The sequence below is a fragment of the Pedobacter psychrodurus genome (genome assembly GCF_032678585.1).
GTDB lineage: Bacteria > Bacteroidota > Bacteroidia > Sphingobacteriales > Sphingobacteriaceae > Pedobacter > Pedobacter psychrodurus_A.
The window spans coordinates 166,521-192,449 of the sequence record NZ_JAVTSN010000003.1; the positions used below are offsets into that span (position 1 = coordinate 166,521).

Below are 25,929 nucleotides of genomic sequence, written 5' to 3' on the forward strand. Positions count from 1 at the left end.
AGTGGAGTGGCTGGTTCAGTGGAGCCCGAAAAATTTGTTAGGCCGGATTTAAGTAGAACGAAGATATGGTGCTATGGCCTAGTTGGGTCGAAATGCCTAAAAACTAAAACCCTCATTAGCAAGTAATTAACAAATAACATCAATGGTAGCGTAGTTGAAGGGGCTCTAAAGATGGATAACTGAATTATCTCTGCGGCGATCTGCGATATTTGCGGGAAAAAACTTTAAGCATAGGTTTCCCGCAGATTTGAAAAGATAAACGCAGATTGTTTTTAATTATTAATTGCAACCAACTCTGCGTCCTCCGTGCCCTGCCCATGCGTGCTTTACGGTAAAAACGCAAAAAATCTACAGCTGAAAAGTTCTCCCCTCAATGGCCAGCTCTGTGTTTTCGAAAACAGATTGCGCTTCTTCTAAAAGCATCTGTAAGGTTTTGTAGCGTGATGAAAAATGCCCGATGAGCAATTTCTTTGCGCCATTAATTTTGGCTACCTCTCCTGCTTGTAAAGCGGTAGTATGGTGCGTTTCATTTGCCCGATCCAAAAGCTCGTGCATAAACGTGGCTTCGTGGTAAAGGGTATCGCAATCTTTTATGGTAGAAAAGTAACTTTCATCAAATAAGGTATCAGAGCAATATGCGTAACATCTTGGCGGGTCGGCTTCTGTGGTGTAATCTGTGCTACGTAAAATATCACCATTTGGAAGTTCTGCATCCATCCCCTTTTTTAAGATGGTGTAATAGGCCATGGGCACATCCTCAGTCTTATCCTTGATCAACTTGCGTTGCCGTTTCTTTTGCTTAAAAATAAAACCAGTGGTGGGTATACGGTGATTTAAAACAATAGTTTGAACCGTTAAATCGCTATTCTCAAAAATCTGCGTAGATTGATCAGCCTCAATTGGAAAAAACTCGATTGGGTATCTTAATACAGTATCAGAATATTTGAACTGGATCTCCAGGATTTCCAATAGTGGTTTTGGTCCAAATATCTGCATGGGTTTAATCCTGCCGTTTAAATGCAGGCTGGATAACAATCCGATTAAACCAAAATAATGATCGCCATGTAAATGACTGATGAAAATATAATCGATACGGGCTGCTTTGAGGTTATATTTGGTTAATTGTTGTTGAGTGCCTTCGCCACAGTCGATCAGGTAATATTTTTCGTTACAATTTAAAAGCTGTGCCGATGGATTCCTGTTAAATACAGGCGTAGCAGAACTGCTTCCTAAAATGGTAACTTCAAATTTCATCATATTAAGATATAAAAAGCCTCGTAGGTTTTTAGGAACTACGAGGCCAGAATTTTATGTAAAAAATATATTATTTAGCGCCTCTAAACTCTTTCTCCAATTCATCCATAAAGATGAAATCTGTTGCTTCGTCTAATGTATTAACAAACGTTACAGATTGAAATATGTTTGATAATTCGATAATTGATGCCAGCTCGTCGTTAATGCCGGTTACGATAAACAATCCACCTGCCGATTTACAAAGTCGATCGCCAACCAATAAACAGCTTAAATCCTGCGCATCATTGCATTCAGTAACATGACTTAAATCAACAATTATATTCTGAAATCCCTCTGCATTAAGTAAATAGAATTCGGATTTCAAACCTGGAGCATTATCATTTGTAAACTTAGTTTCTTCCAACTTTAAGCTTACGTATTTATCGTGTTTATCTACTGAAAATTTCATCTCTCTAATCTTTATTTTACTAATGTATAAATTTCTTTCGAATTTAAAGTGTTTCTAAAGCCTTTAAAACATTGGTTTCAATACGGCTAGAAATTGCATCAGCATCAGCTTTTATAAAGGTTTCTCCAACAATCTGTTCGTAAAGTTCGATGTATCGTTCTGAAATGGACTTTACAATTTCAGGTTTCATTTCCGGAACAACCTGACCATCCTTTCCTTGGAAACCATTTTCGATCAGCCATTTTCTTACAAACTCTTTCGAGAGTTGTTTTTGTGGCTCATTGTTATCCTGGCGATCCTGATATCCTTCAGCATAAAAATAGCGTGACGAATCAGGTGTATGAATCTCGTCGATGAGATAAATCACTCCATCTGCAGTACCAAATTCATATTTCGTATCCACTAAAATCAATCCACTTTTTGCAGCAATCTCAGTTCCACGTTGATATAGTGCATAAGTATATTCTTCTAATTTTTCGTAATCTGTTATCGAAACAATGCCTTTAGCTAAAATATCTTCTTTCGAGATATCCTCATCATGGCCTACAGAAGCTTTTGTAGTTGGAGTAATAATAGGCTGAGGCAGTTTATCATTTTCTTTCAAACCTTCAGGTAAATCAACGCCACATACAGAACGTTTACCGGCACTGTACTCACGCCAGGCATGCCCAGCCAGATAACCTCTGATTACCATTTCTACTTTAAATGGCTCACAGATACGGCCGATGGTAACCATCGGATCCGGAACAGCCAATACCCAGTTAGGAACAATATCTTGCGTAGCTGCTAAAAACTTAGCCGCAATCTGATTCAATACCTGTCCTTTAAATGGAATAGCTTCAGGCAATACTACATCAAATGCAGATATACGATCGGATACCACCATTACCATCGATTGATCAGCTATAGTATAAACATCGCGAACTTTACCTTTGTAAAAATTACTTTGATTTGGGAAATTGAAATGGGTTTCTTTTAGTGCTTTCATGAGGGGGTAAAAATAGGAAAAATTTGGGAAGTCGGAAAGTCTTTAGTCCATAGTCCATAGTCGATTTAGACTCAAGACTATAGACTGCCGACTCTGGACTCTATTACTGAATATCTCCGTAAGCTTTCAAGATATCTTTTACCAATTTATGTCTTACCACATCTTCACCACTTAGATAAATAATATCGATTCCTTTAATGTCTTCCAAAATCCGCAAGCCATTAAATAAGCCCGACATCTGTTTTTTAGGTAAATCGATCTGGGTTACATCTCCAGTTACGATAAACTTAGCTGTTGGTCCCATACGTGTTAAAAACATTTTTAACTGCATATCGGTTGCATTTTGGGCCTCATCCAAAATTACAAAACAATTGTCTAAGGTACGGCCGCGCATAAATGCCAAAGGCGCAATTTCAATTGTACGGTTTTCGATGTAGAATTTCAACTTTTCCGCAGGAATCATATCATCCAACGCATCGTAAAGCGGGCGCAAATATGGATCTATTTTTTCTTTTAAATCTCCAGGTAAAAAGCCAAGGTTCTCCCCTGCTTCAACCGCCGGACGGGTTAAAATAATCCGTTTGATTTCCTTATTCTTTAACGCCCTAACGGCTAAAGCTACAGCGGTATATGTTTTCCCTGTTCCGGCAGGGCCGATGGCAAACAGAATGTCATTTTTTGTAATACTGGTTACCATTCTCCGTTGGTTTGCCGTTCTGGCCTTAACCAACAAGCCGTTTGTACCGAACACAATTACTTCTCCGCCTCCACTAGCAGGGTCTGCAACAGATTTTTTCTCCACACCAATTGCTTTGGCACCTAAAATAGATTCAACATCATTATTACTCAAAGAACTATATTTCTCCATATGAGCAACCAGCTGATTAAACTTATCTTCAAAAGTCTTAAGTTCCTGTTCATCACCAAGAACGGTAACTCCACTCCCTCTCGCTACAATTTTTAGTTTAGCAAAAGAACCTTTAATCAATTCGTAATTCTCGTTATTCGGCCCCCAAAAGTGAGCAGGATTTACGGTGTCCAGGGTTAATTTTAATTCGTTCAAACTGTAGTATTTTAAAAAGTTATCGGGGTATATTAATTAAAATTTGAATATTTGCAGACGCTTAGGCCTGTACACAAGAATAAGCAATAATAATGAATTTTTAATGGGGATAATTACTTTAACAACAGATTTAGGTTCAAAAGATTTTTACCAGAGTGCCCTTAAAGGTAGTCTGTTCAGTCTGATGCCTAATGTTAATTTAGTTGATATTACCCACGAAGTTCCATCGTTCAATATTTCGTATGCGGCCTTTGTTTTAAAAAACGCTTATCCCTACTTCCCGAAGAATACGGTACACTTGATTGGTATTGATTCTGTTTACAGTGAAAACACTAAATATATTGCTGTAAAACATCGTGATCACTATTTTGTAGGCGCCGACAATGGTATTTTTTCCCTTCTTTTTGACGATGTTCCGGAAGATGTAGTGGAGCTGAATATTATGCAGGATCTAAAATATCTCCATTTTCCATTGGTTGATATTTTTGTGAAAGCGGCAACGCATCTGGCTAAAGGTGGTAAGCTAAAAGAGATCGGTTTACCTGTAGCGGAGATTGAACAAAAGATGCTTTTACACCCTGTAATTGAGCGTGATGTGATCCGTGGAAGTGTGGTTTATATTGATACGTTTTGCAACGTAATCACCAATATCACCAAAGATCTTTTTACAAAGATCCAAAAGAACAGAGATTTTACTTTATACTTCAGAAAAAGCGAAACCATTACGCAGTTGAGCTGGCATTACAATGAAGTGCAGGAAGGCGAAAAACTTTGTTTGTTCGGCATCAGTAACCACCTGGAAATTGCCATCAATAAAGGTAAAGCGAGTGGTTTATTGGGTTTGCATTTGGGAGACATCGTACGGGTCGAATTTCATCCTTAAATTGAGTTCAATCGTTCAATAGTTCATTTGGCGTGGCGCCGTTTGCAGCTAACTCTAGCACTTCACAATGAGGGAAAGCAGAAATAGCCCTTTGCAAACCAATAACTAATAACAAATTAACCCTTAAACCAGCTAAAACAACTTCTACCCTTTTCGCGTTTATATCGCATGAAGAAATATTTTTATCTGCTCTCTATGGTATTGCTTAACGTGCCTGCTTTTGCGCAGCAAGATACCGTAGCTTATGCCGCTCAACGTGCTAAGGTAAATTCATTACTAACGGAAAGAAGTACCAGATTTGGTCAGTATGATGAAAGTTTAAATCAACGGACAGGCATTTTCGGTTGGCAAACAAAACGTGATATCAAAAATTCTAATGAGATTCTCCGCCAGGTGGTATTAACCGATAATAATATCTTTAAAGAACTAAAGATATTAATGGATTATAAAGATTTACAGAACCAGCAGAAAGTGGCTGTTGCGGATAATTCTCAGGAACGGATAGAACGTTATATGCAAACCATAAAAAAACTTCAGGACCAAAATGCGCAGCTTAAAGAAGATTTAGACAAGAAGAACAAAGGAGGTTTATCAAATTACATCATCGCATTTTTGATTTTAATAATGGCAGGTGGATTTTACTTCTTTAATAAAAAACTGAAGAAATATGAAACCGTTAAAATCAACTCCTAAAATTACAATTCGAATTTAGCAGCAGCATTACCAATAAAAGCAATCAATAAATTATGAAAAAAGGACTATTTAAAATCCTGGCGAAGATAAATAAGATAGTTTTGCCAAGTTTATATAAAAAGGATCCGAATAAGTTAACTACTTTTCAGAAAGCGGTATTGGGGTACCGCTATTGGGTTACAACGAATGCGTTAGACTAGTTTAGAAAAACCTCGCAGGTTTACAAAACCTGCGAGGTTTAAAATATATTATTTCTTAAAATGCTCAATAATCAAAGTAGCCAGTTCCGTACCGATACGTTCTTGTGCTTCGTTGGTTGATGCACCAATGTGTGGTGTTAAAGAGATTTTAGGATGTGTTAAAATTTCTGCCAATGGTGTAGGCTCGTTATCGAAAACATCTAATCCGGCAAAGGCAACTTTACCCGAATTTAGTGCTTCGATTAAAGCTGGCTCATCAATGGTTCCGCCACGAGAACAGTTTACAATACCCACTCCGTTTTTCATTTTAGCAAATTCTTCCGCACCTAAAATCGGTTTATCTGCAAATGGTGTGTGCAAACTAAAGAAATCACTTCCTGCAATCACTTCATCCAATGAAACCGTTTTGATTGGAATACTTACCGATTTTCCACCTTGAAATTCTAATGTAATTTCAGATTCTGAAGGGTATAGATCATAAGCTAAAACATTCATACCTAAACCTAAAGCCACTTTTGCTGTAGCACGGCCAATACGGCCAAAGCCGATAATACCAATGGTTTTCCCACTTAATTCAGTTCCTTTAGCATACGCTTTTTTAAGGTTATTGAATTGTGTTGAACCTTCAACTGGCATTTTACGGTTGGCATCCTGTAAAAATCTAATACCCGTAAATAAGTGAGAGAATACCAACTCCGCTACAGATAATGAAGAGGCAGCCGGCGTATTTACTACATTAACACCTTGACTACGTGCATATTCAACATCAATATTATCCATGCCTACTCCACCTCTACCAATTAGTTTGATATTTGGAACAGCATCGATCAACTCTTTTCTAACTTTTGTTGCACTACGAACAGTAATGGCGTCATAGTTTTTTAAAGCTTCGGCTAATTTATCCTGGGGAATAGTTTCAGTATCAACCTGGAAACCTGCTTTTTCTAATAATTCTTTTCCGATCGGATCAATCCCATCGTTTGCTAATATCTTAATCATTATATTTATGATTGCACAGATTGAGTTGATTACACCGATTGAATAATCGCAGTAATTATCTGTGGTTAAAATTTAAGTTAATTTGCTTTTGCTTGTTGTTCTTCAAATAGTTGCATGGCATCAATTAAAGCATGTACACTAGTTATCGGTAATGCATTATACATTGATGCACGGAAACCGCCAACACTTCTGTGTCCTTTAATACCAACAATACCTTGCTCTTCAGCATATTTCAAGAATGGTTTTTCCAATTCCGCATTTTCCATTACGAAACAGATATTCATTCTAGAACGGTCTTCCACTGCGCAGGTTCCTTTAAACAAAGGATTGCGATCGATTTCCCTATAAAGTGCTTCAGCTTTTTGTTTGTTCTCTTTTTCGATTTCAGCAACTCCACCTTTTGATTTTAACCAGCGAAGATTTAATAATGCTACATAAATCGAGAAAACCGGAGGTGTATTGTACATCGAATCATTATCAATATGTGATTGATAGTTCAACATTGATGGAATTTTACGGTCAATTTTACCTAAAACCTCATTTTTTACAATGGCGATAGTTAAACCAGCAGGACCCACATTTTTTTGCGCTCCGGCATAAATTAAATCGAACTGAGCAACATCAATTACACGGCTCATAATATCAGAAGACATATCACAAACTACAGGAACATCAGTTTTAGGCACTTCGAAAAGTTCAGTACCATAAATGGTGTTGTTCGAGGTATAATGGAAATAAGCACTGTCAGCAGGAATTTCGAAATCCTTTGGAATGAAAGTATAGTTTGCATCCTTTGAAGAAGCCACCACATTCACATTACCAATAAATTTAGCTTCCTTTAATGCTTTAGTTGCCCAAACACCAGTATCTAAATAACTTGCTGTTTGTCCATCACCTAATAAATTCATCGGAACCATTGCAAACTGTAAACTTGCACCACCTTGTAAAAATAAAACGGAATAACCCGACGGCACATTTAATAATTCCTTTACCAACTTGTCAGCTTCAGCAACAACTGCCTCAAATTCGGTTGTTCTGTGCGAAATTTCTAAAATTGATAATCCATCGTTAAAATCTAAAACAGCCTGAGCTGCTTGTTTAAACACTTCTTGAGGTAAAATACAAGGGCCTGCGCCAAAATTATGCTTCATCTTATTATATAATGTTTTATGGCGGTAAATGTAAAATTTTTAAAGCAGTTATGCCTATAAAATCGTATCATAAAAAATTAAATTTTGTTAAAAAAATGCTGAAAATCGATCCATTTATTGCAGTTTTTGCAATTAAAACGTTTAACTGGAAAAGATGAAATTCTTTTGTTTTTTGAATAGACAATGTGAATATTTTCTGTTAATGTGATAAACTTCACTAGATTGTAAAAGGGATCTTAAAATCCTGCATTCCTTTAATCACAGCTTATTCTTCAGCTTTACAATCAGTTTCAGATTAAACTGCCTGCCCGTTAAATAATTAGGAATGGCGTATTGCACATTATCTACGTCTTTTAACCAGAGATATGAAACAGTGTTGTCTATATTCAGCATATTGAAAATTTCAAAAAACAAGATAACAGAGCTAAAATTCCGGTCTAAAAATTTGGGCTTGTGCAATGCTGCGTCATCAAGAAAGTCTTTGGAAAAACCAATATCAACACGTTTGTATGATGGGATAAAAAACTTATCCAGGTATCTTGGAGTTTGCGAGGGGCCTATTGGCAAACGTGAGCCATAAAGCGCATTTAAGTGTACTTTATATGTAGGGCTGTTTAACAACTTATCCTGAAAAAATATGGAAAAATTTAAACGCTGATCGGTTGGCCGTTTTAAATAACCAGGATAAATTGTGATTCCATTTTGAACATAACTATCACCGATAATGTCTTCATTAGCATGCATTACCGACATCCTGAAATAAGACACCAAATCCTTAACAAACTCACCACCAATGCTAAAATCGGCACCATAAGCATAACCTCTGGACACCTCATTAGCCAGATACTTAATTCTAAGGTTATCAATTTTATAAGGAATCAACCGATCTGAATATTTAAAATAGGCCTCTGATGTAAACTTTAAACGTGTTCCGAAAGCATCAAAGGCATATTCATAACCAAGCGAAGTGTTATAAGAACTTTGGGCTTTTTGATCAATATTTAATATTCCTGAAAAATCACGGATCGTGCGGTATGAAGGTGGCTGTTTATAAACACCGGCTGAAAACCTTAAAATTTTATTGTTCGAGTTTGGCCGGTAAGCAATTAACATCCTCGGACTGATCAATAATTGTTTGCTTAACGAACTGTATGTAGCGCGTGCTCCTAATTGTAATTCTGCAGAATTGGAAAGCGAATAACTATCCTGTATATAAGCACTATAGTTTTTGATATCAATATTGTTCTGAACATTGATTACATTTTGCAAAACGATATTTTTGGAGTTATTTGGCAAAATAAATCCAGCTGAATCGGTATAATTATATTCACTCAACTGATCGTTATATTTAGATTTATCGAATTTTAGCCCCCACGAGAAAACATGGTTATCGAAGTTTTGATCTACCTTAATTTCAGAAGCAAAAATCTGTGTATTGAGGCTATTTCTTCCATAGTTATAATAACTGCCAATGCCCCTATTTTTATTGATTACACCAAAATTTTCACCCGAAAAAGTATTGTCCACCTCATCAAAAATATAGCTGCCGTTGATATCGAAACGCTCCCTTTCAATAGTATTGAAGTAGCTGTTGATAAACTTGATCACCAGGTTCGGTTTAGGCGAATAAGTGGCGGTAACGGCGCTTCCTAAGGTTTGGTAATCGTCGATTTCCTGTCCGGTATAATCCACATTAAGTCTTAAGGTGGTACTTAAAGTTCCAAATTGGGTTTCCCTACTAGTAGGTACCAATTTAAACTGACCGAGATTAAAGCTGCCCAGGAAACTGACATTGAATTTAGATGAAAAATCATATTGATACAGCAATTGGGCATCAGCAAAATTTGGATTATAACTTCCCTTCTCATCTTGTTTGATTAATACACTCGAATTATTTTTGTACCGTAAACCTGCCAGTAGAAAGCTGTTTTTGAATATTTTTTTTGTACTTAATGAAGTGTTTAAAAGACTGGTACTAAAAATGGTCTGATTGCTGTCCGGCTTATCATATTTAATGTCCAAAATGGAAGAAAGTTTGTCGCCATATTTTGCTTCGAAACCACCTGCAGAGAACTTAGCCTTACTCACCAGATCCGAATTGATAAAACTCAGCCCCTCCTGCTGTCCGTTGCGGATCAACACTGGCCGGTTGATTTCTACATCATTGATATAAATTAAATTTTCATCGAAATTGCCTCCTCTAACACTATACTGAGCGCTTAATTCGTTGTTTGTAGATACACCTGGCAGGGTTTTAAGCATGGTTTCGAAATTACCCGAAACCAGTGGCATAGATGAAACGTCAGCAATATTAATGGTGGTTGTATTACTTAACTGATTCTGTTTGTTCGTGATATTAACCTGTTCCAACTCATTAATATTGGCAATTAAGTTGATTTGTTTAATAATCCGGGCTCCTGAACGCTCATTGAATTTTATGGTTTGCGGCTGGTAACCTAATAGCGAATATTTAATGCTGAAAGTTTTCGATTTTGAATAAATGGTGTAAACCCCAAATTCATCGGTTATGGTAGACTGCGCCTGACCTAAAACAATTACTGTAACCTGCGATAATGGCAACTTTTCATCACTGTAAACTATTCCCGAAACCCTAACCAATGGCTGTGCAACAGCGAAACCGCAGCCAGCAATTAAAAGAAAAAGGATTAGCCGAAATTTGAGCATTTTTCGCGTTATGATTTGGTTAAATTAGCCACAGATGCACACAGATAAACACGGATACTTTCTTTTCACAAAATATGGTTTAGGTACTAGGCTTTGAATCTAAAAATAGTGATCCAAGATCTGTGTCTAATCCTATTTATCTGTGGTTAAAACCCTTAAATGTTTATGCTTGTGGCAGTCAAGCTTTTCATTTTGGAAATGGTTTCCGATGGATTATCTGTTGCAAAGATTGCATTTCCGGCCACAAAAGCATTGGCACCAGCAGATACTAATGTAGTGATATTTTGTAAACCAACGCCACCATCTACCTCAATAATCAAATCTTCATTTTTGCCTTGGATCAGCGCTTTTAAATCTTTAATCTTCTTGTAGGTATTATGGATAAACTGTTGTCCGCCAAAGCCTGGATTAACCGACATGATTAATACCAGATCTAAATCCTCAATCACATCCTGCAATAAGGTTACAGGAGTATGGGGATTTAAAGCCACACCAGCCTTGCAACCAGATGCTTTAATGAGTTGAATGGTTCTATGTAAATGTGTGCAGGCTTCATAATGTACTGTAATCCGGTCTGCTCCAGCTTTAGCAAAATCTTCAATATATTTATCAGGTTCAACAATCATTAAGTGCACATCTAATGGTTTAGTTGCATGCTTTTTAACTGCGGCCATTATCGGAAAACCAAAAGAAATATTTGGCACAAAAACGCCATCCATCACATCAACATGAAACCAATCGGCCTCACTTTGATTAATCATCTCGATATCGCGTTGTAAGTTGCCGAAATCGGCAGAAAGTATGGATGGGGCAATGATGTATTTCATTTAATTATCTCTAAGTTTTTTAATATTTTCAAGTTCAATGATATCAATTTGATCCTTCGGTCGATTCGCTGCCTTTTTTGAATCGATTAGTTGGTTAATATGTAGGAATGGGATTTCTAATTCGTAAATTGTTGCAATAGAGGCATATTCCAGACATTTATCAAAACCAAAATCCTCTAATCCTTTTACTGAGGTCATGATATCCATTCGCAAGCTGTTATCAAGATAGAAATCTGTCCAGCCTGGAATAAACTGAATAGTTTCCAAGGCTTTAAGATCTCCAAGTCCATAGTCTTTGAAAGCACTTCTCAAGTTTTTTCTGTTTTCCAGGTTATCTTTTATCCAGATATCAATATCATCAGTTGTCCGATGAAATCCATGCAGATTGGTTGCCACCCCACCTATCATGATAAACATGACCTTGTTTTTCAAAAGTGAGCGCCATAGTTTTAGTATTTCATCATCAAAAACATCCATGTATTAATCAATTTTTTTATGGACAATAGTTGCTGATTTTAAAATCATGTTTAATTTCATTAATCTCGCCATGGTGTGGAAACGCTCCGTATATGAACTGGATAACGCTTTTTTTAAGAGATCTTCTTCGGCTTTTAGATAATTAGCAGCTGGTTCTTCAACAATATGATTTTCTTTTTTCATAGCAACACTGCAAGTTACAAAAGAAGTGCGAAAGTTTTTAGTTAGAAATACCGATGTTAATTTTTATATCAACAAAAAACCCTTACAGTAAAAACTGAAAGGGTCTATAAATATCTTCCGACTCCGGACTGCGGACTTCGGACTTTTTCTACGCTTGTGGCGCAGCTGGTTTTTCTGGTCTTGGCAATAAAACTTTACGAGAAAGTTTCATTTTACCTTGTTTATCGATATCTAATAATTTAACCTCGATTTTATCACCTTCTTTTAATACACCATCCATAGTTTCTAAACGCTCCCATGAAATTTCAGAAATGTGCAATAAACCATCTTTACCTGGCATAACCTCAACAAATGCACCAAATGGCATAATTGATTTTACTTTACCCTGGTAAACTTCACCAATTTCTGGTTTAGCCACGATGTTACGGATACGGGTAACTGCTGCATCAATTGCTGCTTTGTTATCCGCAAATACTTCTACGATACCTTTACCATCAACTTCTTCGATAGAGATTGAAGCTCCGGTTTCGCGTTGCATTTCCTGAATGATTTTACCTCCAGGGCCGATAATTGCACCAATAAATTCTTTCTCGATAGTAAGAGAAACAATACGTGGAGCATGTGGTTTGTAATCTTCGTTAGGTGAACTGATGGTTTTTTTCATCTCGTTTAAGATGTGTAAACGACCATCTTTAGCCTGTAACAAAGCTTTAGTTAAAACTTCGTAAGATAGACCATTGATTTTTAAGTCCATCTGGCAAGCAACAATACCATGTTCGGTACCCGTTACTTTAAAATCCATATCACCTAAATGATCTTCATCACCTAAAATATCAGAAAGAATTGCATATTTACCAGTTTTCTCATCAGTGATTAAACCCATTGCAATACCAGAAACCGGCGATTTGATTTTAATACCTGCATCCATAAGTGCCAATGTACCAGCACAAACAGTTGCCATTGATGATGAACCGTTAGATTCTAAAATATCAGAAACGATACGGATTGTATAAGGATTTGCTTCACCTTGAGGCAATACTTTTTTCAACGAACGTTGTGCTAAAGCACCGTGACCAATTTCGCGACGGCCAGCGCCTCTGTTTGGTCTAACCTCTCCGGTTGAGAAACCAGGGAAATTATAGTGCAATAAGAATTTGTTATAACCATTAAAGAAAGCACCATCAATCATTTGCTCATCATCTTTGCTACCTAAAGTAACTGATGTCAACGATTGCGTTTCGCCACGTGTAAACACAGCCGAACCGTGAGCAGCAGGTAAATAACCAACTTCACTCCAGATTGGACGGATTTCAGTAGTTTTACGGCCATCTAAACGGATACCTTCATCTAACAATAAGTTTCTGATGGCATCGTACTGAACATCATGGTAATAATGTTTAGCCATTGCTTTAGTTAAATCTGCAGTATCTTCTGGCATTGCTTCGAAGAATTCGTTAATAATTGCAGTGAAACCTTCTTTACGAACATCTTTATTGCCGCCAGCTTTCGCTACTGCATAAACTTTATCGTAAGTATCAGCATAAACTTTAGCTTTTAAATCAGCATCATGGTCTTCGTGGTTATATTCACGTTTTACAGTTTTGCCGGTAGCCTCAGTTAATTCAACCTGAATAGCGCATTGAACTTTAATTGCAGCGTGTGCAAATTTTAAAGCTTCAACCATTTCATCTTCTTGAATCTCATCACACTCCCCTTCAACCATGCCTATGTCGTTAGCTGAACCAGCAACCATAAACTCTAAAGTAGCACGCTCTAATTCGCTAGCTTTTGGATTGATAATTAATTTACCATCAATTTTAGCCACACGCACTTCAGAAATTGGACCATTGAAAGGAATATCAGAAACTGATAATGCAGCAGATGCTGCTAAACCTGCCAAACAATCTGGCATGATATCTTTATCAGCAGAGATTAAAGAAATCATCACTTGTGTATCAGAGTGATAATCACTTGGGAACATTGGGCGTAAAGCTCTATCTACTAAACGAGAGATTAAAACCTCGTAATCAGATAATCTTGCCTCACGACGTAAAAAGCCTCCTGGAATACGGCCGGTAGCCGCATATTTTTCCTGATAATCAACCGATAAAGGTAAAAAATCAGTGCCTGGTTTAGCACCAACAGTTGATACTACAGTTGCTAACAACATCGTATCGCCCATTTTTACCACGACCGAACCATCAGCTTGTTTAGCCAATTTACCCGTTTCAATTTCTACAATTCTGCCATCGCCCAAATCGAACGATTTTTTTATTACATTCATTTAATTAGAATTATGGTGTGTTTTCCTCTTTCTACACACCGTTGTTTATATATGTATTTGTTTTTGCAAACGAAGATAGGATTAAAATAGCCTATCTATAATAAATCCCGTTAAAAAATTAACAGGGAATTAAAAAGCCATTCCCTAAAGAATGGCTTTCAATGATAAACTTGCGCTTATTTTTGTTTGATGATATCACGAAGCGATAAAGCTTTGATGATAGCACGATAGCGCTCAATATCTTTTTTGTATAGGTAAGCCAAAATACCGCGGCGTTTACCTACCAATTTTTGAAGTGACAACTGAGTTGAAAAATCTTTACGGTTTTTCTTTAAGTGTTCTGTTAAGTGCGCAATACGGTATGTAAATAACGCTACCTGACCTTCTGCAGAACCCGTGTTGGTTTCTACTTCTCCGTGTTGTTTAAAGATTACGGCTTTCTTTTCTGGACTTAAATACATTCTTGAATAATATTAAAGCAATAAAAAATTAATTAATTGTGGCGCAAAGATAAGGCTATTTTTAATTATAAACAAGTGTTTAATAAACGATAAATTAAAGCCTTGTTTATCCGATTTTCGGGGTTTGGAAAACAAGGTTCCGTTCTTATCGGTTGCCTCACTCCTGTCCTCGCTGCAATCTTTTAAAAGCACCTGTCATTCTGAGGCACGAAGAATCTGTTTCATCGGTTGCAGATTCTTCGTACCTAAAAATGACAACCTATGCAAGGTTGCGGCATATTTTAAAAGGATTTCCACTAAGCCGGGTTTAGAGAACGTCAGGCAATGCAGAGAACTAGTTTCGTTTATTAATACGCTCTAATTCTAAAACATCCAACTGATCTTTAGGTCTGTTTGTTGCCCTTTTATTGTCTAAGAGATGGTTGTAATGGAGAAACCTGGCTTTAATTCCTTTAATTTCATCAACTGTGGCCATCTCAAAATACTCATTAAACTTCTCTCTATCCAATCCAGGGATATCGGTCATTAAATCGGCATACATGCCATCATCCATTAAAACTTCACAATAACCTGCTATAATTGGAACATCCAAAAGCATATCATATTTACCATATCCCATCCTATCTAAAGCATAAATAAGATTTTGCCTGTTTTCTTTTGTGTCCTTTAAATAGATATCTAAATCTCCAGTAGTGCGGTTATAACCATAACGGTTTACAGCAAAGCCTCCAACAATAAGATAATGCACATCAAACTGCTGAAACGTTTCCAATAACAAAAGCATTTCTGGATTTTCTTTATCAAACGACATATAGAGATTATATGTTTGGCTTACGGATAATGAGACCTTTACCTTGGGGAGATTTTAATGGTTTGCCACCATTCATGGTAACCGAAATGTGGTTGAGCTGCAAAACTCCAAAAAAGCGTTGCTCCGGGGTAAGGCTTAAATAGATATTTGCACGCTCTTCAATTATTGTTTCGCGTGGAATATTTGTGTCATATAGCTTTAAACTACCCATTTATCAAAAATACAAAAAAAGAGCAATAAAAACATACAATCGTATACTTTTATTGCCTAGCAAATTGGTAAATTAATACTTTTGTAAAAAAAAATACCCTTGGAGAAAAATCAATATAGCATTTTCGAAAGCGAATTACGTGTGCGTCCGGATGATATCGACATGTTTAACCATGTACATAATAGCAAATATTTAGATTATGTATTGGCAGCACGTTACGAACAAATGGATAAGTTCTATGGCATGCCCTGGGAACACTTCACAAAAAAAGGTTTGGGCTGGGTAGTGAGCCATGTAGACATTAATTTCAAACGCCCCCTGTTGATGAATGACTTAATGCGCATCAGAACTGGAATTTTGACTATGAATAATAAAGGCTGTTCCGTTCAGTTTGAAATTATTAATCAAAAAACGGGTAAAGTAGCATCGGATGGCATTTTTGATTACGTATTAATCGATTTAACTACCAGCCGTGGAACAAAAGTTTCGGAAGAAATGATTAAAGCATATAGTATATAGTCAGGAGTCAGGGAGACCGAGATCCGAAGACATATTGTTTCAAAAACATACGACACACCTCAGTTAGCGTCTTCATAACTATTCTAACAAGAGCATTTAATTCCGTGTTTCCGTGGCAAATAAGTGAATCAAATGACTAAAAATTAGTCATCAAAATTTGACAATTCAATATTTTAGCTATCTTTGTCCCATCAAAAAGACCAGAGCCATGATAGTATCTGCAATCCGTTTGAGGTTTTAAACAACCGAGGATTCCCTCCGCTTCAATTTTAGGTATGTACGCTTAACAGCGTAGTACTGGTTTATACATCACATTTTATCTATATTATATGTCACAGTCTACAAAGGCACAGGGCAAATTATCGTCTTTTTTCGATATCCTCATCCAGTCTTTAAAAGGTCACGAAGTTGATTTAACTTCAATTAGTATTAAACGCGCAATTATTTTATTGGCTATTCCGATGATGTTGGAAATGGCTATGGAATCGGTATTTGCATTAGTCGATCTATATTTTGTAGGTCATTTAGAAAACAGTAGTCATGCCATACAAACCGTTGGTTTAACGGAATCTGTTTTAACAATTATTTATTCATTGGCCATTGGATTAAGTATGGCGGCAACCGCCGTAGTTGCCCGTAGAATTGGCGAGAAAAACCCTGAAGCAGCATCAAAAGCAGGTATGCAAACCATTGTGATTGCTGTTTTCATTAATATTTTAATCAGTATCCTGGGTTTGATTTATGCCAGGGATATTTTATTATTAATGGGTGCTTCGAAAGAAACGGCTGACCAAGGGGTTACCTTTGTGTGTATTATGATGGGCGGAAGTATCATTATTGTACTTTTATTCTTAATTAACGGAATTTTTAGAGGTGCGGGCAACGCAGCAATCGCGATGCGAAGTTTGTGGATCGCCAATATCGCGAACATCATCCTCTGCCCTATTTTTATTAACGGCTTTGGCCCTATACCCGCATTTGGTTTAACAGGAGCTGCAATTGCCACCACCATCGGACGAGGCTTGGGTGTTATCTACCAGGTTTATAATCTCTTTAGTGGTAAAAATGCGCTAAAAATACGTATCAGTCATTTCATGCCAGATTTTACCCAGATAAAAGCGATTATAAAAATTGCAGCTCCAGCCATTTTCCAGTTCGTAATTGCGAGCTGTAGCTGGGTGTTTTTGGCGGAGCTAGTTGCTACCACCGGTGGAGATACAGGATCTGCAGGTTACCAGACGGCATTACGGTTGATGATGTTTTTCATGTTACCCGCATGGGGATTGAGCAATGCCGCAGCTACTTTGGTGGGTCAGAATTTAGGTGCAGGACATGTAGACCGTGCTGAAAAGTCCGTTTTCCAAACCTTAAAATACATATTGATTTTCATGGCCATCGTAAGTGTGCTCTTCCTTACCTGTGGGCATTTGTTCGCTGCATTTTTTACTGCAGATGAGAAGGTAATAGCCATTGCCAGTAAGGCACTGAAAATTATGAGTATCGGTTTTGTGATTTATGGCGCCGCGATGGTTTTTAGCAGTGCATTTAATGGTGCAGGCGATACCTGGACACCCACAAAAATTAATGTTTTTGCCTTTTGGTTATTTCAGATTCCATTAGCGTATTTTTTAGCTAAGTTTTTAGAAATGGGGCCAACCGGTGTTTTTATTGCCATCCCAACTGCAGAGGCAGGAATTGCGGTAGCAGCCTATATCTTGTTTAAGAAAGGTAAATGGAAGAAAACAATGGTTTAAATTAAATCTATATAGCGTTTAACCACAGATAAAAAGATGAATACCGATGAAATTTATAGCTGCATCCTCTATTAACATCTGTGGTTAAATTCTTATTCCTCCACTCCTTTCAAATCGGTTTTATAAAACATTAACACATAATATAAAATACAAATGCCCAACAACACCACGCTGAATAAAAGATAATGATTTGCGAGAATAGACCACATGGTTATGAAAAAGAAAAACAGCAGCCACTTCAGATAGTTATCCATATTTAACCGAACCATATATAGTAAAGTCAAAAGAAAAAATAATCCTGTTAAGCCGAACATGAATCCATTTACTATCGAAAATAATTCGAACTGAGCCACTGAAATCAAAAGTATCCATTCGGGGATGAATACGATGGCTAAAACCAATAACCAATTAAATATTCTTTTATAGACGGATATGTGAAGGCTTTTGCTGAAACTGAGGTAATCTGTTTCGAATTTTAATAGTGTAAAAACCAAAACTGCATGGCATAAAATAGATGCCAATAAAGCAACCAGTATTATCCGGACATCATAGCCAATATCAGCAAACATCCACATCATTCCTTTAAAGAAAACAAAAGATAACAGCTTACACATGAACAACATTAGCGGTTGTTCTTTAGCTAAATGAAATAGCGGCCAGCTGAAGAAGGGCTTCTTAACTTTTACTCCAAAATTGACGGATTGTTTTTCTTGTTTTAAAAAGCCAAACGTTATCGATTGATAAGTTATCCAGGATAAACCTAAAATCAGTACCGAAAAAACAGTTAAGATACCAATGATACTAATAAAAAAGTGGTAGTTGAGGCTTAAAGCGATAAGTAGAAAAACATAAACGACTATTGGAAAGAGCAGGATAAAATATAACCTTATCCACAATTTTAACTGTAAATTCTTTTCTAAAGCTGCTGATTCTTTAATAAAAAAATACTTTGCTAACGATAATTTTTGTTCGATAAAGAAATGAACTTTCATGGTGTATAAAAGCCATGATGAAAATACTATAGCCATTCCAACTGGCGATGAAATACCTGCCAATAATAAGGCCTTCTGATAGCCAATTAATTGTGAAGGCTCTACCACGCCGAATAAAATATAAATCCCTACCAGAAAAAAGCCTGCATGTTGCTGGTAAAATTCTTTTGCTAAACTATTGATCAGTAATTTGAGCATTATGGCTGAATGATTTGTTTATCAACGATATGAAATACGCTATCTAACTTTAGTTTATCCGCATTTACTTCCTGGTGCGACGATAAAAGAAAGCTCCTACCTTCTGCTTCTTTTTCCTTGATCAATTGATATAATTTATCTGCCGAGGCCACATCGATGGTAATCAGTGGCTCATCTAAAATATATAAATCAGGATTGCCCATAAATGCACAGATCAAAGAAAGTTTTTTGAGCATTCCGCTCGAGTACCCGCCAACTTTCTGATCAAGGAAGACCGTCATTCCGAAATAAGCTGCTAGTTCTTCCGCTTGTTTCCTTTCTGCTTTTCGTGTTTCCAGATAAAAATCGATCAACTCCCTACCGGTTACAAATGAGGGATATTGTGGTTCCGCTTCAGCAAAACTAATTTTAGACCTGAATGTTATAGGTTCTTTTTTAAGATTTATTCTATTGAGCTCCACTTCGCCTTTAAAAGGGATCTGGCCTGAAATAATCCTGAATAAGGTCGATTTACCCGTTCCGTTCCCTCCTTTTAACCAATGGATTCCGTTTTCGATTTTCCATTCGTTAAAGTTTAACACTTCGTGACTTCCGTATTTCTTATTGATATTAGTTAAGCTTAGCAAGGTGTTTGAGTTTAATTCTGATTTAGATCTCGTTAAATACGAATTGTTACTTCCTAATGCACCTTGCCAGGAAATTATCAAAAGCACCACTGTCACTGATAAATAAACATGATTGAAACGTACACGGAATGCAATGGGGTAAAGCGGAAAGCAGGACTGCAATAACCGAAAAGCCACTGCGATTGCTTTTCAAATTAATGTGTTTGGCAGCGATATTTTCTAGATTAAAAATTACCTTAAAAAGCATATCTTTGCGCAAAGATGAAGCATATACGTAATTTTTGCATTATTGCACATATCGACCATGGTAAAAGTACTTTGGCTGATAGGTTATTAGAATACACCGAGACAATTTCTAAGCGTGAAGCGCAGGCACAATTGCTCGATAACATGGATTTAGAGCGTGAGAGAGGCATTACAATTAAAAGTCATGCCATACAAATGAACTATAAAGTGGGTGATATTGAATACAATTTCAACCTGATTGATACACCTGGTCACGTCGATTTTTCTTATGAAGTTTCGCGTTCTATTGCAGCCTGTGAGGGTGCACTACTTATTGTAGATGCTTCGCAAGGTATTCAGGCACAAACGATTTCAAACTTATATTTAGCATTAGAGCACGACCTTGAAATTATACCGATTTTAAATAAAATGGATTTACCTGGGGCAATGCCTGAGGAAGTGAAAGACCAGATTATCGATTTGATCGGATGTAAAAGAGAGGATATTATTCCTGCATCGGGTAAAACCGGATTGGGGATCCCAGATATTATCCAGGCCATTGTTGACCGTGTTCCAGCTCCGGTTGGCGATCCGGAAGCACCTTTACAGGCTTTGATTTTCGATTCTGTTTTTAACTCATTCCGCGGAATTATTGCTTATTATAAAGTAGTAAACGGCGAAATTAAAAAAGGTGATAAAGTAAAATTCATCAATACCGGAAAAGAATATCTGGCTGATGAGGTTGGTATTTTGAAACTGGATATGTCGCCACGCAATGTGGTTAAAACCGGGGATGTGGGTTACATTATTTCCGGAATTAAAGAAGCCAGGGAAGTAAAAGTTGGTGATACCATTACAACTACTGCAAGACCATCGTTAGACTCAATTCAGGGATTTGAAGAGGTTAAACCAATGGTTTTCGCTGGTATTTACCCGGTTGATACGGATGAATTTGAAGAATTGAGAGAAGCCATGCACAAGTTGCAACTAAATGATGCTTCTATCGTTTTCGAACCCGAAAGCTCTGCAGCATTAGGCTTTGGTTTCCGTTGCGGTTTCTTAGGGATGTTGCACATGGAGATTATCCAGGAACGTTTAGAGCGTGAATTCGACATGACGGTAATCACTACCGTTCCCAACGTGTCTTACATTGCACATACGACCAAAGGCGATGAAATTTTTGTAAATAACCCATCTGATTTGCCTGACCCAAGTAAACTGGATTCTGTTGAAGAACCATTTATTAAAGCGAACATTATTACCAAAGCCGATTTTGTTGGTCCTGTAATGTCACTTTGTATTCAGAAAAGAGGAACAATTGTAAATCAATCCTACTTAACATCTGACAGAGTTGAGTTGGTTTTTGAAATGCCAATGGGCGAAATTGTATTTGATTTTTATGATAAATTGAAAACGATTTCAAAAGGCTACGCATCTTTTGATTATCATCAGATTGGTTATCGTAAATCGGATTTGGTTCGTTTAGATATGTTAATCAATGATGAGCCGGTTGATGCACTATCATCTTTAATCCATCGTAGTAATGCTTATGATTTTGGAAAGAAAATCTGCGAGAAATTAAGAGAATTAATCCCTCGTCAACAGTTCGAGATTAAAATACAGGCTTCTATTGGCGCTAAAGTGATTGCCCGTGAAACCTTGAGTGCCTTACGTAAGGATGTAACCGCTAAGTGTTATGGTGGTGATATTTCCCGTAAGCGTAAATTATTGGAGAAACAGAAAAAAGGTAAAAAACGTATGCGCCAGGTTGGAAACGTAGAGATTCCACAAAGTGCATTTATGGCGGTTTTGAAATTAGATTAACCCCCTGCCCCCTAAAGGGGGAATTACTAGCGAACTTTAATAATTGAAATCTTAAATTATAAATTATAACCGAGCAAGTTATATGAGCAATGGAAATTCAAAGTCCCCTTCAGGGGATTTAGGGGTATTATTAGACGGTAAATACGTATCAGAAAAAGTTAAAGTTCAAATTGCAGAAGAAGCTGCCGAATTTTTGAATAAAAGTGGCCGCAAACCACACTTAGTTGCCATTTTGGTGGGTAATGATGGCGGTAGCGAAACTTATGTGGCCAGTAAGATGAAAAACTGCGAAAAAGTGGGTTTCAAATCTTCACTTCACCGTTACAATAACTCGGTAACCGAAGCAGAATTATTAGCGAAAATTGAAGAGATTAATCAGGATGATGATGTAGATGGATTAATTGTTCAATTGCCATTGCCTAAACACATCGATCCGGAGAAAGTGACAGAAAAGATCGATCACCGTAAAGATGTAGATGGTTTTCACCCTGTAAACTTAGGCAGGATGATGCGTAACCTACCTTGTTTTATTCCGGCTACTCCTTATGGCATTTTGTTGATGCTGCAAGAATACGGTATTGATACCACAGGAATGCACTGTGTTGTGGTTGGCCGTAGTAATATTGTAGGCAGCCCGATGAGTATCTTAATGGCACGCAATGCCAATCCGGGTAATTGCACGGTAACGCTTACACACTCCCGTACAAAGGATTTAAAAGAGCAGATTCTTCAGGCCGATATTGTGATTGCAGCAATCGGTAAAAAGAATTTTGTTACTGCCGATATGGTGAAACCTGGTGCCATTATTATTGATGTGGGCATTAACCGCGAAACTTCTACCGAAACCAAATCGGGCTTTAAGTTATATGGTGATGTAGATTTTGAAAACGTAGCTCCTAAAGCCTCTTACATCACGCCTGTTCCAGGTGGTGTAGGTTTGATGACCATTGTTGGTTTATTGAAAAACACATTGGCATCGGCAAGGAAAGAGATATATTCTTAAAGGTTGAAGGCTGAAAGGTGGAGGGCTGAAGGTAAAACCCATAGCCTATAAAAATACGAAAAAGCGGTTCAATAAATTGAATCGCTTTTTTTGTTTAGTGGGAATTAATAAGCAGTTGGCGGTTCACAATTAACCGATTTAAACAATTAACCAGTTAACCCAATAGACGAATGAACCACTACCCCCACAACTTACTCCACCAGCTTTCTTCAAAACCAATATATAATCCATCCTCCCGTAATTCGGTTGGGTAGATATCGATATAATCACCTTGTCCTTCTGCACCTCGTCCAGTGCTTAAACTGTATTCGTAGCGATGGATTGGGCAAACCAGCTGTCCGTTTTTGCACCAACCACCACTAAAATGACCACCAGCATGCGGACAATGCGACTGTGTTGCAATAATTTTATCCTCATTATTGATCAGACAAATCTGTTTCCCGGCAACCTCAATGGTTTTAATTGTATCAGGGCGGGGAATCTGATTGTTATTTAGTGCCTTAAACCACTTCATTCTGCTAAAATACAGCAAATAAATATCACTCTTATTTCATCTTTATATTAAATTTCAGAAGAGGAGCCGCTTCACCATATTTTTTTAGGATATTTGCATCCTCAAAAATGAAACAAGACATACCAGAAGACGGCACATTACTTCCCTTGATGGAAGAATTTTATACTATACAGGGCGAAGGATTTAATACGGGTAAAGCAGCTTATTTTATCCGTTTAGGGGGCTGCGACGTGGGTTGCCACTGGTGCGATGTGAAAGAAAGCTGGGATGCGGAAATGCACCCGCTTACAGCATCGGATGTTATTGTAGAAAATGCTGATAAATTTCCGGGGAAAGCCGTTGTAATTACTGGTGGTGAGCCCTTGATTTACAACCTCGATTATCTGACCAATAAATTAAAAGAAAGAGGTATTTTAACCTTTATCGAAACCTCTGGAGCTTATCCACTTTCGGGAAACTGGGATTGGATCTGTTTATCTCCAAAGAAATTTAAGGCACCAAGGCCAGATATCACGCCTTTTGCGCACGAATTAAAAGTGATTGTTTTTAACAAGAGCGATTTTAAGTGGGCAGAAGAGTATGCCTCAATGGTATCTCCTACCTGTAAATTATATCTTCAACCTGAATGGTCTAAATCAAAAGAAATTACGCCGTTAATTATCGAATATGTAATGGCCAATCCTAAATGGGAAATTTCTTTACAAACGCACAAATTTTTAAATATTCCTTAAAAACAATACATTAGCTTTATAACCAAATGTTAATGTAATGAAATCCCTTCTCGTCCTCATCTTTAGCATACTGGGCATTTATTGTTTTGGGCAAAGCTCATCGAACAAAAAAGCGCAGACCTTTTTCGAAAGAGCAGCACCTTTGATCCAGAAGCTAGATTACGTTTCTGCCGAACAGACTTTAAAAAGCGCTGTAGAGGCCGATCCATTGTTTCAAAATGCTTATGTTACGCTTGCTGCCGTTCAAAAAGCGCTAAAGAAATACCCTGACGCTAAAGCAGCTTATGAGAAAGCGATCCTGATCAACAAATCCGTAACTCCGGAAGTAATTTATGGCCTGGCCGAAACTGAATTTGCTACACAAGACTATCTAAAGGCGAAACAACATTTCGGTGAATTTCTGAGTTTAGATGCTTCCTCAGATCGGGCTAAAAAAGCAAAAAAATACCTTTTAGATTGCGATTTCGCTTCAATCGCAATTAAGAAACCTGTAAAATATAGTCCAACAAACTTGGGTGGAGGCGTAAATACTACTGATGCAGAATATTTCCCTGCGCTAACTGCTGATGGCGAGACCTTGGTTTTTACCCGTCAGGTTAATGGCAATGAAGATTTCTGGACTTCACAGTTCAAAAATAATTTATGGGCTCCTGCAACACCCTTATCAAGCAAAATCAATACCACCCAATATAATGAAGGTGCACAAACGATCTCTCCAGATGGAAAATATCTGTTTTTTACAGGTTGTAACCGTCCTGATGGATTGGGAAGGTGTGATATCTATGTTTCACATCGTGAGGGGAAAGATTGGGGCGAACCTTATAATGTTGGCAAACCCGTTAATTCTGAATATTGGGAATCGCAACCGGCCATCAGTCCTGATGGAAGAACTTTGTATTTTATCAGTAACAGACCCGGCGGATCCGGAGGTTATGATATATGGAAGAGCAGCATTACCGATGATGCCAAATGGGGACCTGCCATTAACCTTGGACCTGAAATCAATACCGCCTTTGACGAGAATACCCCGTTTTTGCATGCAGATGGCAAAACATTGTATTTCTCTTCCGATGGCTGGCCTGGTTTTGGAAACAAAGATATTTATTATAGCAGACAAGAAAATGATGGCAAGTGGCAAAAGCCGATTAATATAGGTTATCCGATTAATTCTTTCGAAGATGAAAGTGGTTTGGTAGTCAGTGCAGATGGAAATTTCGGTCTGTTCTCTTCCAACTTAAAGGGCGGTTTTGGCTTACAGGATCTTTATAGCTTTGGTATCCCTGAGCAAGCTAAACCTCTAAAAATAAGCTACGTAAAGGGTATTGTAAAAGATAAGGATACTAAAAAAACGATAGAAAGCAATGTTCAGGTAGTTGATCTTAAAACCAATAAAACGTTATTTGATGATTACACCGATCCAGAAACCGGGCAATTTTTAGCGGTAATGCCTGTTGGAAGCAATTACCTGTTTAATGTAAATGCCGAAGGTTACATGTTTTATTCAGAAAACTTCGAACTCAAAGCCGGTGATATTAATAAACCTTATCAGATTGAGGTTTACATCGAAAAAATAAAAGAGGGCGGTAATGTTACGTTAAGGAATATATTTTTTGACACCAATAAATTTAATCTTTTACCAGCTTCTATCCGCGAACTGGATCTGCTCATTGATTTTTTGCATCAAAATCAAACTGTACAGATCGAGATTCAAGGCCACACCGATAATGTTGGCGATGACAAGCTGAATGAAAAATTATCTTTTAACCGTGCAAATGCCGTTTACGAATACCTGATCAAAAACAGTATTGATACCAAAAGGCTTACCTTTAAAGGCTTTGGAGCCAGTAAACCTATTGCTGATAATAAAACTGAATCGGGTAGAAAAAACAACCGAAGGACCTCATTCGTGATTACAAAAATTTAAC

Annotated in this window: 25 protein-coding genes; 9 read left to right on the forward strand and 16 right to left on the reverse strand. The window is 37.3% G+C overall.

Features of this window, described 5'->3' with window-relative positions:
- Positions 1 to 348: 348 nt before the first annotated feature.
- The 4 genes from R2S57_RS03205 to R2S57_RS03220 form a co-directional block, all read right to left on the reverse strand.
- Positions 349 to 1,254 carry a ribonuclease Z gene (locus R2S57_RS03205; protein ID WP_316843737.1) on the reverse strand — a complete coding sequence of 302 codons (906 nt, stop codon included), beginning with the start codon at positions 1,252 to 1,254 and terminating at the stop codon, positions 349 to 351.
- A 70-nt stretch (positions 1,255 to 1,324) separates the two neighbouring features.
- Positions 1,325 to 1,702, reverse strand: a complete 378-nt coding sequence (locus tag R2S57_RS03210) for an STAS domain-containing protein (protein ID WP_316825240.1) — start codon at positions 1,700 to 1,702, stop codon at positions 1,325 to 1,327.
- A gap of 43 nt (positions 1,703 to 1,745) precedes the next feature.
- Positions 1,746 to 2,690, reverse strand: coding sequence for a phosphoribosylaminoimidazolesuccinocarboxamide synthase (locus R2S57_RS03215; RefSeq protein ID WP_316843664.1), 945 nt, complete (start codon positions 2,688 to 2,690; stop codon positions 1,746 to 1,748).
- Between the two features lie 103 nt (positions 2,691 to 2,793).
- Positions 2,794 to 3,753: a PhoH family protein gene (locus R2S57_RS03220; RefSeq protein ID WP_131532166.1), complete on the reverse strand. Its 960-nt coding sequence runs from the start codon at positions 3,751 to 3,753 to the stop codon at positions 2,794 to 2,796.
- A 103-nt stretch (positions 3,754 to 3,856) separates the two neighbouring features.
- Here R2S57_RS03220 and R2S57_RS03225 point away from each other — a divergent pair, with 103 nt between their 5' ends.
- The 3 genes from R2S57_RS03225 to R2S57_RS03235 all read left to right on the forward strand — a co-directional run bounded on the left by R2S57_RS03225 (position 3,857) and on the right by R2S57_RS03235 (position 5,529).
- A complete protein-coding gene (locus tag R2S57_RS03225) occupies positions 3,857 to 4,636 on the forward strand; it encodes an SAM-dependent chlorinase/fluorinase (protein WP_316843665.1) in 780 nt (259 codons plus the stop codon).
- Positions 4,637 to 4,804: 168 nt separating this feature from the next.
- Positions 4,805 to 5,329, forward strand: a complete 525-nt coding sequence (locus R2S57_RS03230; protein ID WP_316843666.1) for a hypothetical protein — start codon at positions 4,805 to 4,807, stop codon at positions 5,327 to 5,329.
- Between the two features lie 53 nt (positions 5,330 to 5,382).
- Complete coding sequence (locus R2S57_RS03235; RefSeq protein ID WP_316843667.1) at positions 5,383 to 5,529, forward strand: hypothetical protein; 147 nt, start codon at positions 5,383 to 5,385, stop codon at positions 5,527 to 5,529.
- A 48-nt stretch (positions 5,530 to 5,577) separates the two neighbouring features.
- Here R2S57_RS03235 and R2S57_RS03240 read toward each other — a convergent pair whose 3' ends face one another.
- From R2S57_RS03240 to R2S57_RS03280, 9 genes are all read right to left on the reverse strand, one after another.
- On the reverse strand, positions 5,578 to 6,528 hold the full coding sequence (locus R2S57_RS03240) for a D-2-hydroxyacid dehydrogenase (protein WP_316843668.1): 951 nt from the start codon (positions 6,526 to 6,528) through the stop codon (positions 5,578 to 5,580).
- A gap of 77 nt (positions 6,529 to 6,605) precedes the next feature.
- Complete coding sequence (gene serC / locus R2S57_RS03245) at positions 6,606 to 7,679, reverse strand: 3-phosphoserine/phosphohydroxythreonine transaminase (RefSeq protein WP_316843669.1); 1,074 nt, start codon at positions 7,677 to 7,679, stop codon at positions 6,606 to 6,608.
- Positions 7,680 to 7,937: 258 nt separating this feature from the next.
- Positions 7,938 to 10,364, reverse strand: coding sequence for a TonB-dependent receptor (locus R2S57_RS03250; RefSeq protein ID WP_316843670.1), 2,427 nt, complete (start codon positions 10,362 to 10,364; stop codon positions 7,938 to 7,940).
- 155 nt (positions 10,365 to 10,519) lie between these two features.
- Positions 10,520 to 11,191, reverse strand: a complete 672-nt coding sequence (gene rpe / locus R2S57_RS03255; RefSeq protein ID WP_316843671.1) for a ribulose-phosphate 3-epimerase — start codon at positions 11,189 to 11,191, stop codon at positions 10,520 to 10,522.
- The gene (locus R2S57_RS03260) at positions 11,192 to 11,668 is read right to left on the reverse strand and encodes a DUF6036 family nucleotidyltransferase (RefSeq protein WP_316843672.1); all 477 of its coding nucleotides are present in this window, start codon (positions 11,666 to 11,668) and stop codon (positions 11,192 to 11,194) included.
- A gap of 3 nt (positions 11,669 to 11,671) precedes the next feature.
- Positions 11,672 to 11,851: a hypothetical protein gene (locus tag R2S57_RS03265; protein ID WP_316843673.1), complete on the reverse strand. Its 180-nt coding sequence runs from the start codon at positions 11,849 to 11,851 to the stop codon at positions 11,672 to 11,674.
- A gap of 148 nt (positions 11,852 to 11,999) precedes the next feature.
- Positions 12,000 to 14,135, reverse strand: a complete 2,136-nt coding sequence (pnp, locus tag R2S57_RS03270; protein ID WP_316843674.1) for a polyribonucleotide nucleotidyltransferase — start codon at positions 14,133 to 14,135, stop codon at positions 12,000 to 12,002.
- A 176-nt stretch (positions 14,136 to 14,311) separates the two neighbouring features.
- Complete coding sequence (rpsO, locus tag R2S57_RS03275) at positions 14,312 to 14,596, reverse strand: 30S ribosomal protein S15 (RefSeq protein ID WP_116249811.1); 285 nt, start codon at positions 14,594 to 14,596, stop codon at positions 14,312 to 14,314.
- 334 nt (positions 14,597 to 14,930) lie between these two features.
- Positions 14,931 to 15,407: a hypothetical protein gene (locus tag R2S57_RS03280; RefSeq protein WP_316843675.1), complete on the reverse strand. Its 477-nt coding sequence runs from the start codon at positions 15,405 to 15,407 to the stop codon at positions 14,931 to 14,933.
- Positions 15,408 to 15,717: 310 nt separating this feature from the next.
- Between R2S57_RS03280 and R2S57_RS03285 the strand changes: the two genes are divergently transcribed.
- Both R2S57_RS03285 and R2S57_RS03290 read left to right on the forward strand, forming a co-directional pair.
- Positions 15,718 to 16,137: an acyl-CoA thioesterase gene (locus R2S57_RS03285; protein ID WP_316843676.1), complete on the forward strand. Its 420-nt coding sequence runs from the start codon at positions 15,718 to 15,720 to the stop codon at positions 16,135 to 16,137.
- Between the two features lie 329 nt (positions 16,138 to 16,466).
- Positions 16,467 to 17,891: an MATE family efflux transporter gene (locus tag R2S57_RS03290; RefSeq protein WP_316843677.1), complete on the forward strand. Its 1,425-nt coding sequence runs from the start codon at positions 16,467 to 16,469 to the stop codon at positions 17,889 to 17,891.
- Between the two features lie 92 nt (positions 17,892 to 17,983).
- Here the strand turns inward: R2S57_RS03290 and R2S57_RS03295 are convergent, their stop codons facing one another.
- Together R2S57_RS03295 and R2S57_RS03300 are read right to left on the reverse strand one after the other, a co-directional pair.
- The gene (locus R2S57_RS03295) at positions 17,984 to 19,081 is read right to left on the reverse strand and encodes a hypothetical protein (protein WP_316843678.1); all 1,098 of its coding nucleotides are present in this window, start codon (positions 19,079 to 19,081) and stop codon (positions 17,984 to 17,986) included.
- The gene (locus R2S57_RS03300) at positions 19,081 to 19,707 is read right to left on the reverse strand and encodes an ABC transporter ATP-binding protein (protein ID WP_316843679.1); all 627 of its coding nucleotides are present in this window, start codon (positions 19,705 to 19,707) and stop codon (positions 19,081 to 19,083) included. The genes R2S57_RS03295 and R2S57_RS03300 overlap by 1 nt, the downstream gene beginning before the upstream one ends.
- 261 nt (positions 19,708 to 19,968) lie before the next feature.
- On the opposite strand from R2S57_RS03300, the gene lepA reads away from it, so the two are divergent.
- The gene (gene lepA, locus R2S57_RS03305; protein WP_316843680.1) at positions 19,969 to 21,756 is read left to right on the forward strand and encodes a translation elongation factor 4; all 1,788 of its coding nucleotides are present in this window, start codon (positions 19,969 to 19,971) and stop codon (positions 21,754 to 21,756) included.
- An 82-nt stretch (positions 21,757 to 21,838) separates the two neighbouring features.
- Positions 21,839 to 22,759: a bifunctional 5,10-methylenetetrahydrofolate dehydrogenase/5,10-methenyltetrahydrofolate cyclohydrolase gene (locus R2S57_RS03310; RefSeq protein ID WP_316843681.1), complete on the forward strand. Its 921-nt coding sequence runs from the start codon at positions 21,839 to 21,841 to the stop codon at positions 22,757 to 22,759.
- 178 nt (positions 22,760 to 22,937) lie between these two features.
- Here R2S57_RS03310 and R2S57_RS03315 read toward each other — a convergent pair whose 3' ends face one another.
- The gene (locus R2S57_RS03315; protein ID WP_316843682.1) at positions 22,938 to 23,273 is read right to left on the reverse strand and encodes a Rieske (2Fe-2S) protein; all 336 of its coding nucleotides are present in this window, start codon (positions 23,271 to 23,273) and stop codon (positions 22,938 to 22,940) included.
- 107 nt (positions 23,274 to 23,380) lie between these two features.
- On the opposite strand from R2S57_RS03315, the gene R2S57_RS03320 reads away from it, so the two are divergent.
- Positions 23,381 to 24,004 carry a 7-carboxy-7-deazaguanine synthase QueE gene (locus R2S57_RS03320; RefSeq protein WP_316843683.1) on the forward strand — a complete coding sequence of 208 codons (624 nt, stop codon included), beginning with the start codon at positions 23,381 to 23,383 and terminating at the stop codon, positions 24,002 to 24,004.
- Between the two features lie 37 nt (positions 24,005 to 24,041).
- Positions 24,042 to 25,928, forward strand: coding sequence for an OmpA family protein (locus tag R2S57_RS03325; RefSeq protein WP_316843684.1), 1,887 nt, complete (start codon positions 24,042 to 24,044; stop codon positions 25,926 to 25,928).
- The last annotated feature ends 1 nt before the right edge of the window (position 25,929 follow it).

Coding starts and splice junctions, on each gene's coding strand:
- R2S57_RS03240 (WP_316843668.1), bottom strand. CDS start 6,528: ATGATTAAGATATTAGCAAACGATGGGATTGATCCGATCGGAAAAGAA.
- R2S57_RS03280 (WP_316843675.1), bottom strand. CDS start 15,407: ATGTCGTTTGATAAAGAAAATCCAGAAATGCTTTTGTTATTGGAAACG.
- R2S57_RS03205 (WP_316843737.1), bottom strand. CDS start 1,254: ATGAAATTTGAAGTTACCATTTTAGGAAGCAGTTCTGCTACGCCTGTA.
- pnp (WP_316843674.1), bottom strand. CDS start 14,135: ATGAATGTAATAAAAAAATCGTTCGATTTGGGCGATGGCAGAATTGTA.
- R2S57_RS03265 (WP_316843673.1), bottom strand. CDS start 11,851: ATGAAAAAAGAAAATCATATTGTTGAAGAACCAGCTGCTAATTATCTA.
- R2S57_RS03260 (WP_316843672.1), bottom strand. CDS start 11,668: ATGGATGTTTTTGATGATGAAATACTAAAACTATGGCGCTCACTTTTG.
- R2S57_RS03235 (WP_316843667.1), top strand. CDS start 5,383: ATGAAAAAAGGACTATTTAAAATCCTGGCGAAGATAAATAAGATAGTT.
- R2S57_RS03325 (WP_316843684.1), top strand. CDS start 24,042: ATGAAATCCCTTCTCGTCCTCATCTTTAGCATACTGGGCATTTATTGT.
- R2S57_RS03290 (WP_316843677.1), top strand. CDS start 16,467: ATGTCACAGTCTACAAAGGCACAGGGCAAATTATCGTCTTTTTTCGAT.
- R2S57_RS03225 (WP_316843665.1), top strand. CDS start 3,857: ATGGGGATAATTACTTTAACAACAGATTTAGGTTCAAAAGATTTTTAC.
- R2S57_RS03320 (WP_316843683.1), top strand. CDS start 23,381: ATGAAACAAGACATACCAGAAGACGGCACATTACTTCCCTTGATGGAA.
- lepA (WP_316843680.1), top strand. CDS start 19,969: ATGAAGCATATACGTAATTTTTGCATTATTGCACATATCGACCATGGT.
- R2S57_RS03230 (WP_316843666.1), top strand. CDS start 4,805: ATGAAGAAATATTTTTATCTGCTCTCTATGGTATTGCTTAACGTGCCT.
- R2S57_RS03215 (WP_316843664.1), bottom strand. CDS start 2,690: ATGAAAGCACTAAAAGAAACCCATTTCAATTTCCCAAATCAAAGTAAT.
- R2S57_RS03210 (WP_316825240.1), bottom strand. CDS start 1,702: ATGAAATTTTCAGTAGATAAACACGATAAATACGTAAGCTTAAAGTTG.
- rpsO (WP_116249811.1), bottom strand. CDS start 14,596: ATGTATTTAAGTCCAGAAAAGAAAGCCGTAATCTTTAAACAACACGGA.
- R2S57_RS03250 (WP_316843670.1), bottom strand. CDS start 10,364: ATGCTCAAATTTCGGCTAATCCTTTTTCTTTTAATTGCTGGCTGCGGT.
- rpe (WP_316843671.1), bottom strand. CDS start 11,191: ATGAAATACATCATTGCCCCATCCATACTTTCTGCCGATTTCGGCAAC.
- R2S57_RS03315 (WP_316843682.1), bottom strand. CDS start 23,273: ATGAAGTGGTTTAAGGCACTAAATAACAATCAGATTCCCCGCCCTGAT.
- serC (WP_316843669.1), bottom strand. CDS start 7,679: ATGAAGCATAATTTTGGCGCAGGCCCTTGTATTTTACCTCAAGAAGTG.
- R2S57_RS03310 (WP_316843681.1), top strand. CDS start 21,839: ATGAGCAATGGAAATTCAAAGTCCCCTTCAGGGGATTTAGGGGTATTA.
- R2S57_RS03295 (WP_316843678.1), bottom strand. CDS start 19,081: ATGCTCAAATTACTGATCAATAGTTTAGCAAAAGAATTTTACCAGCAA.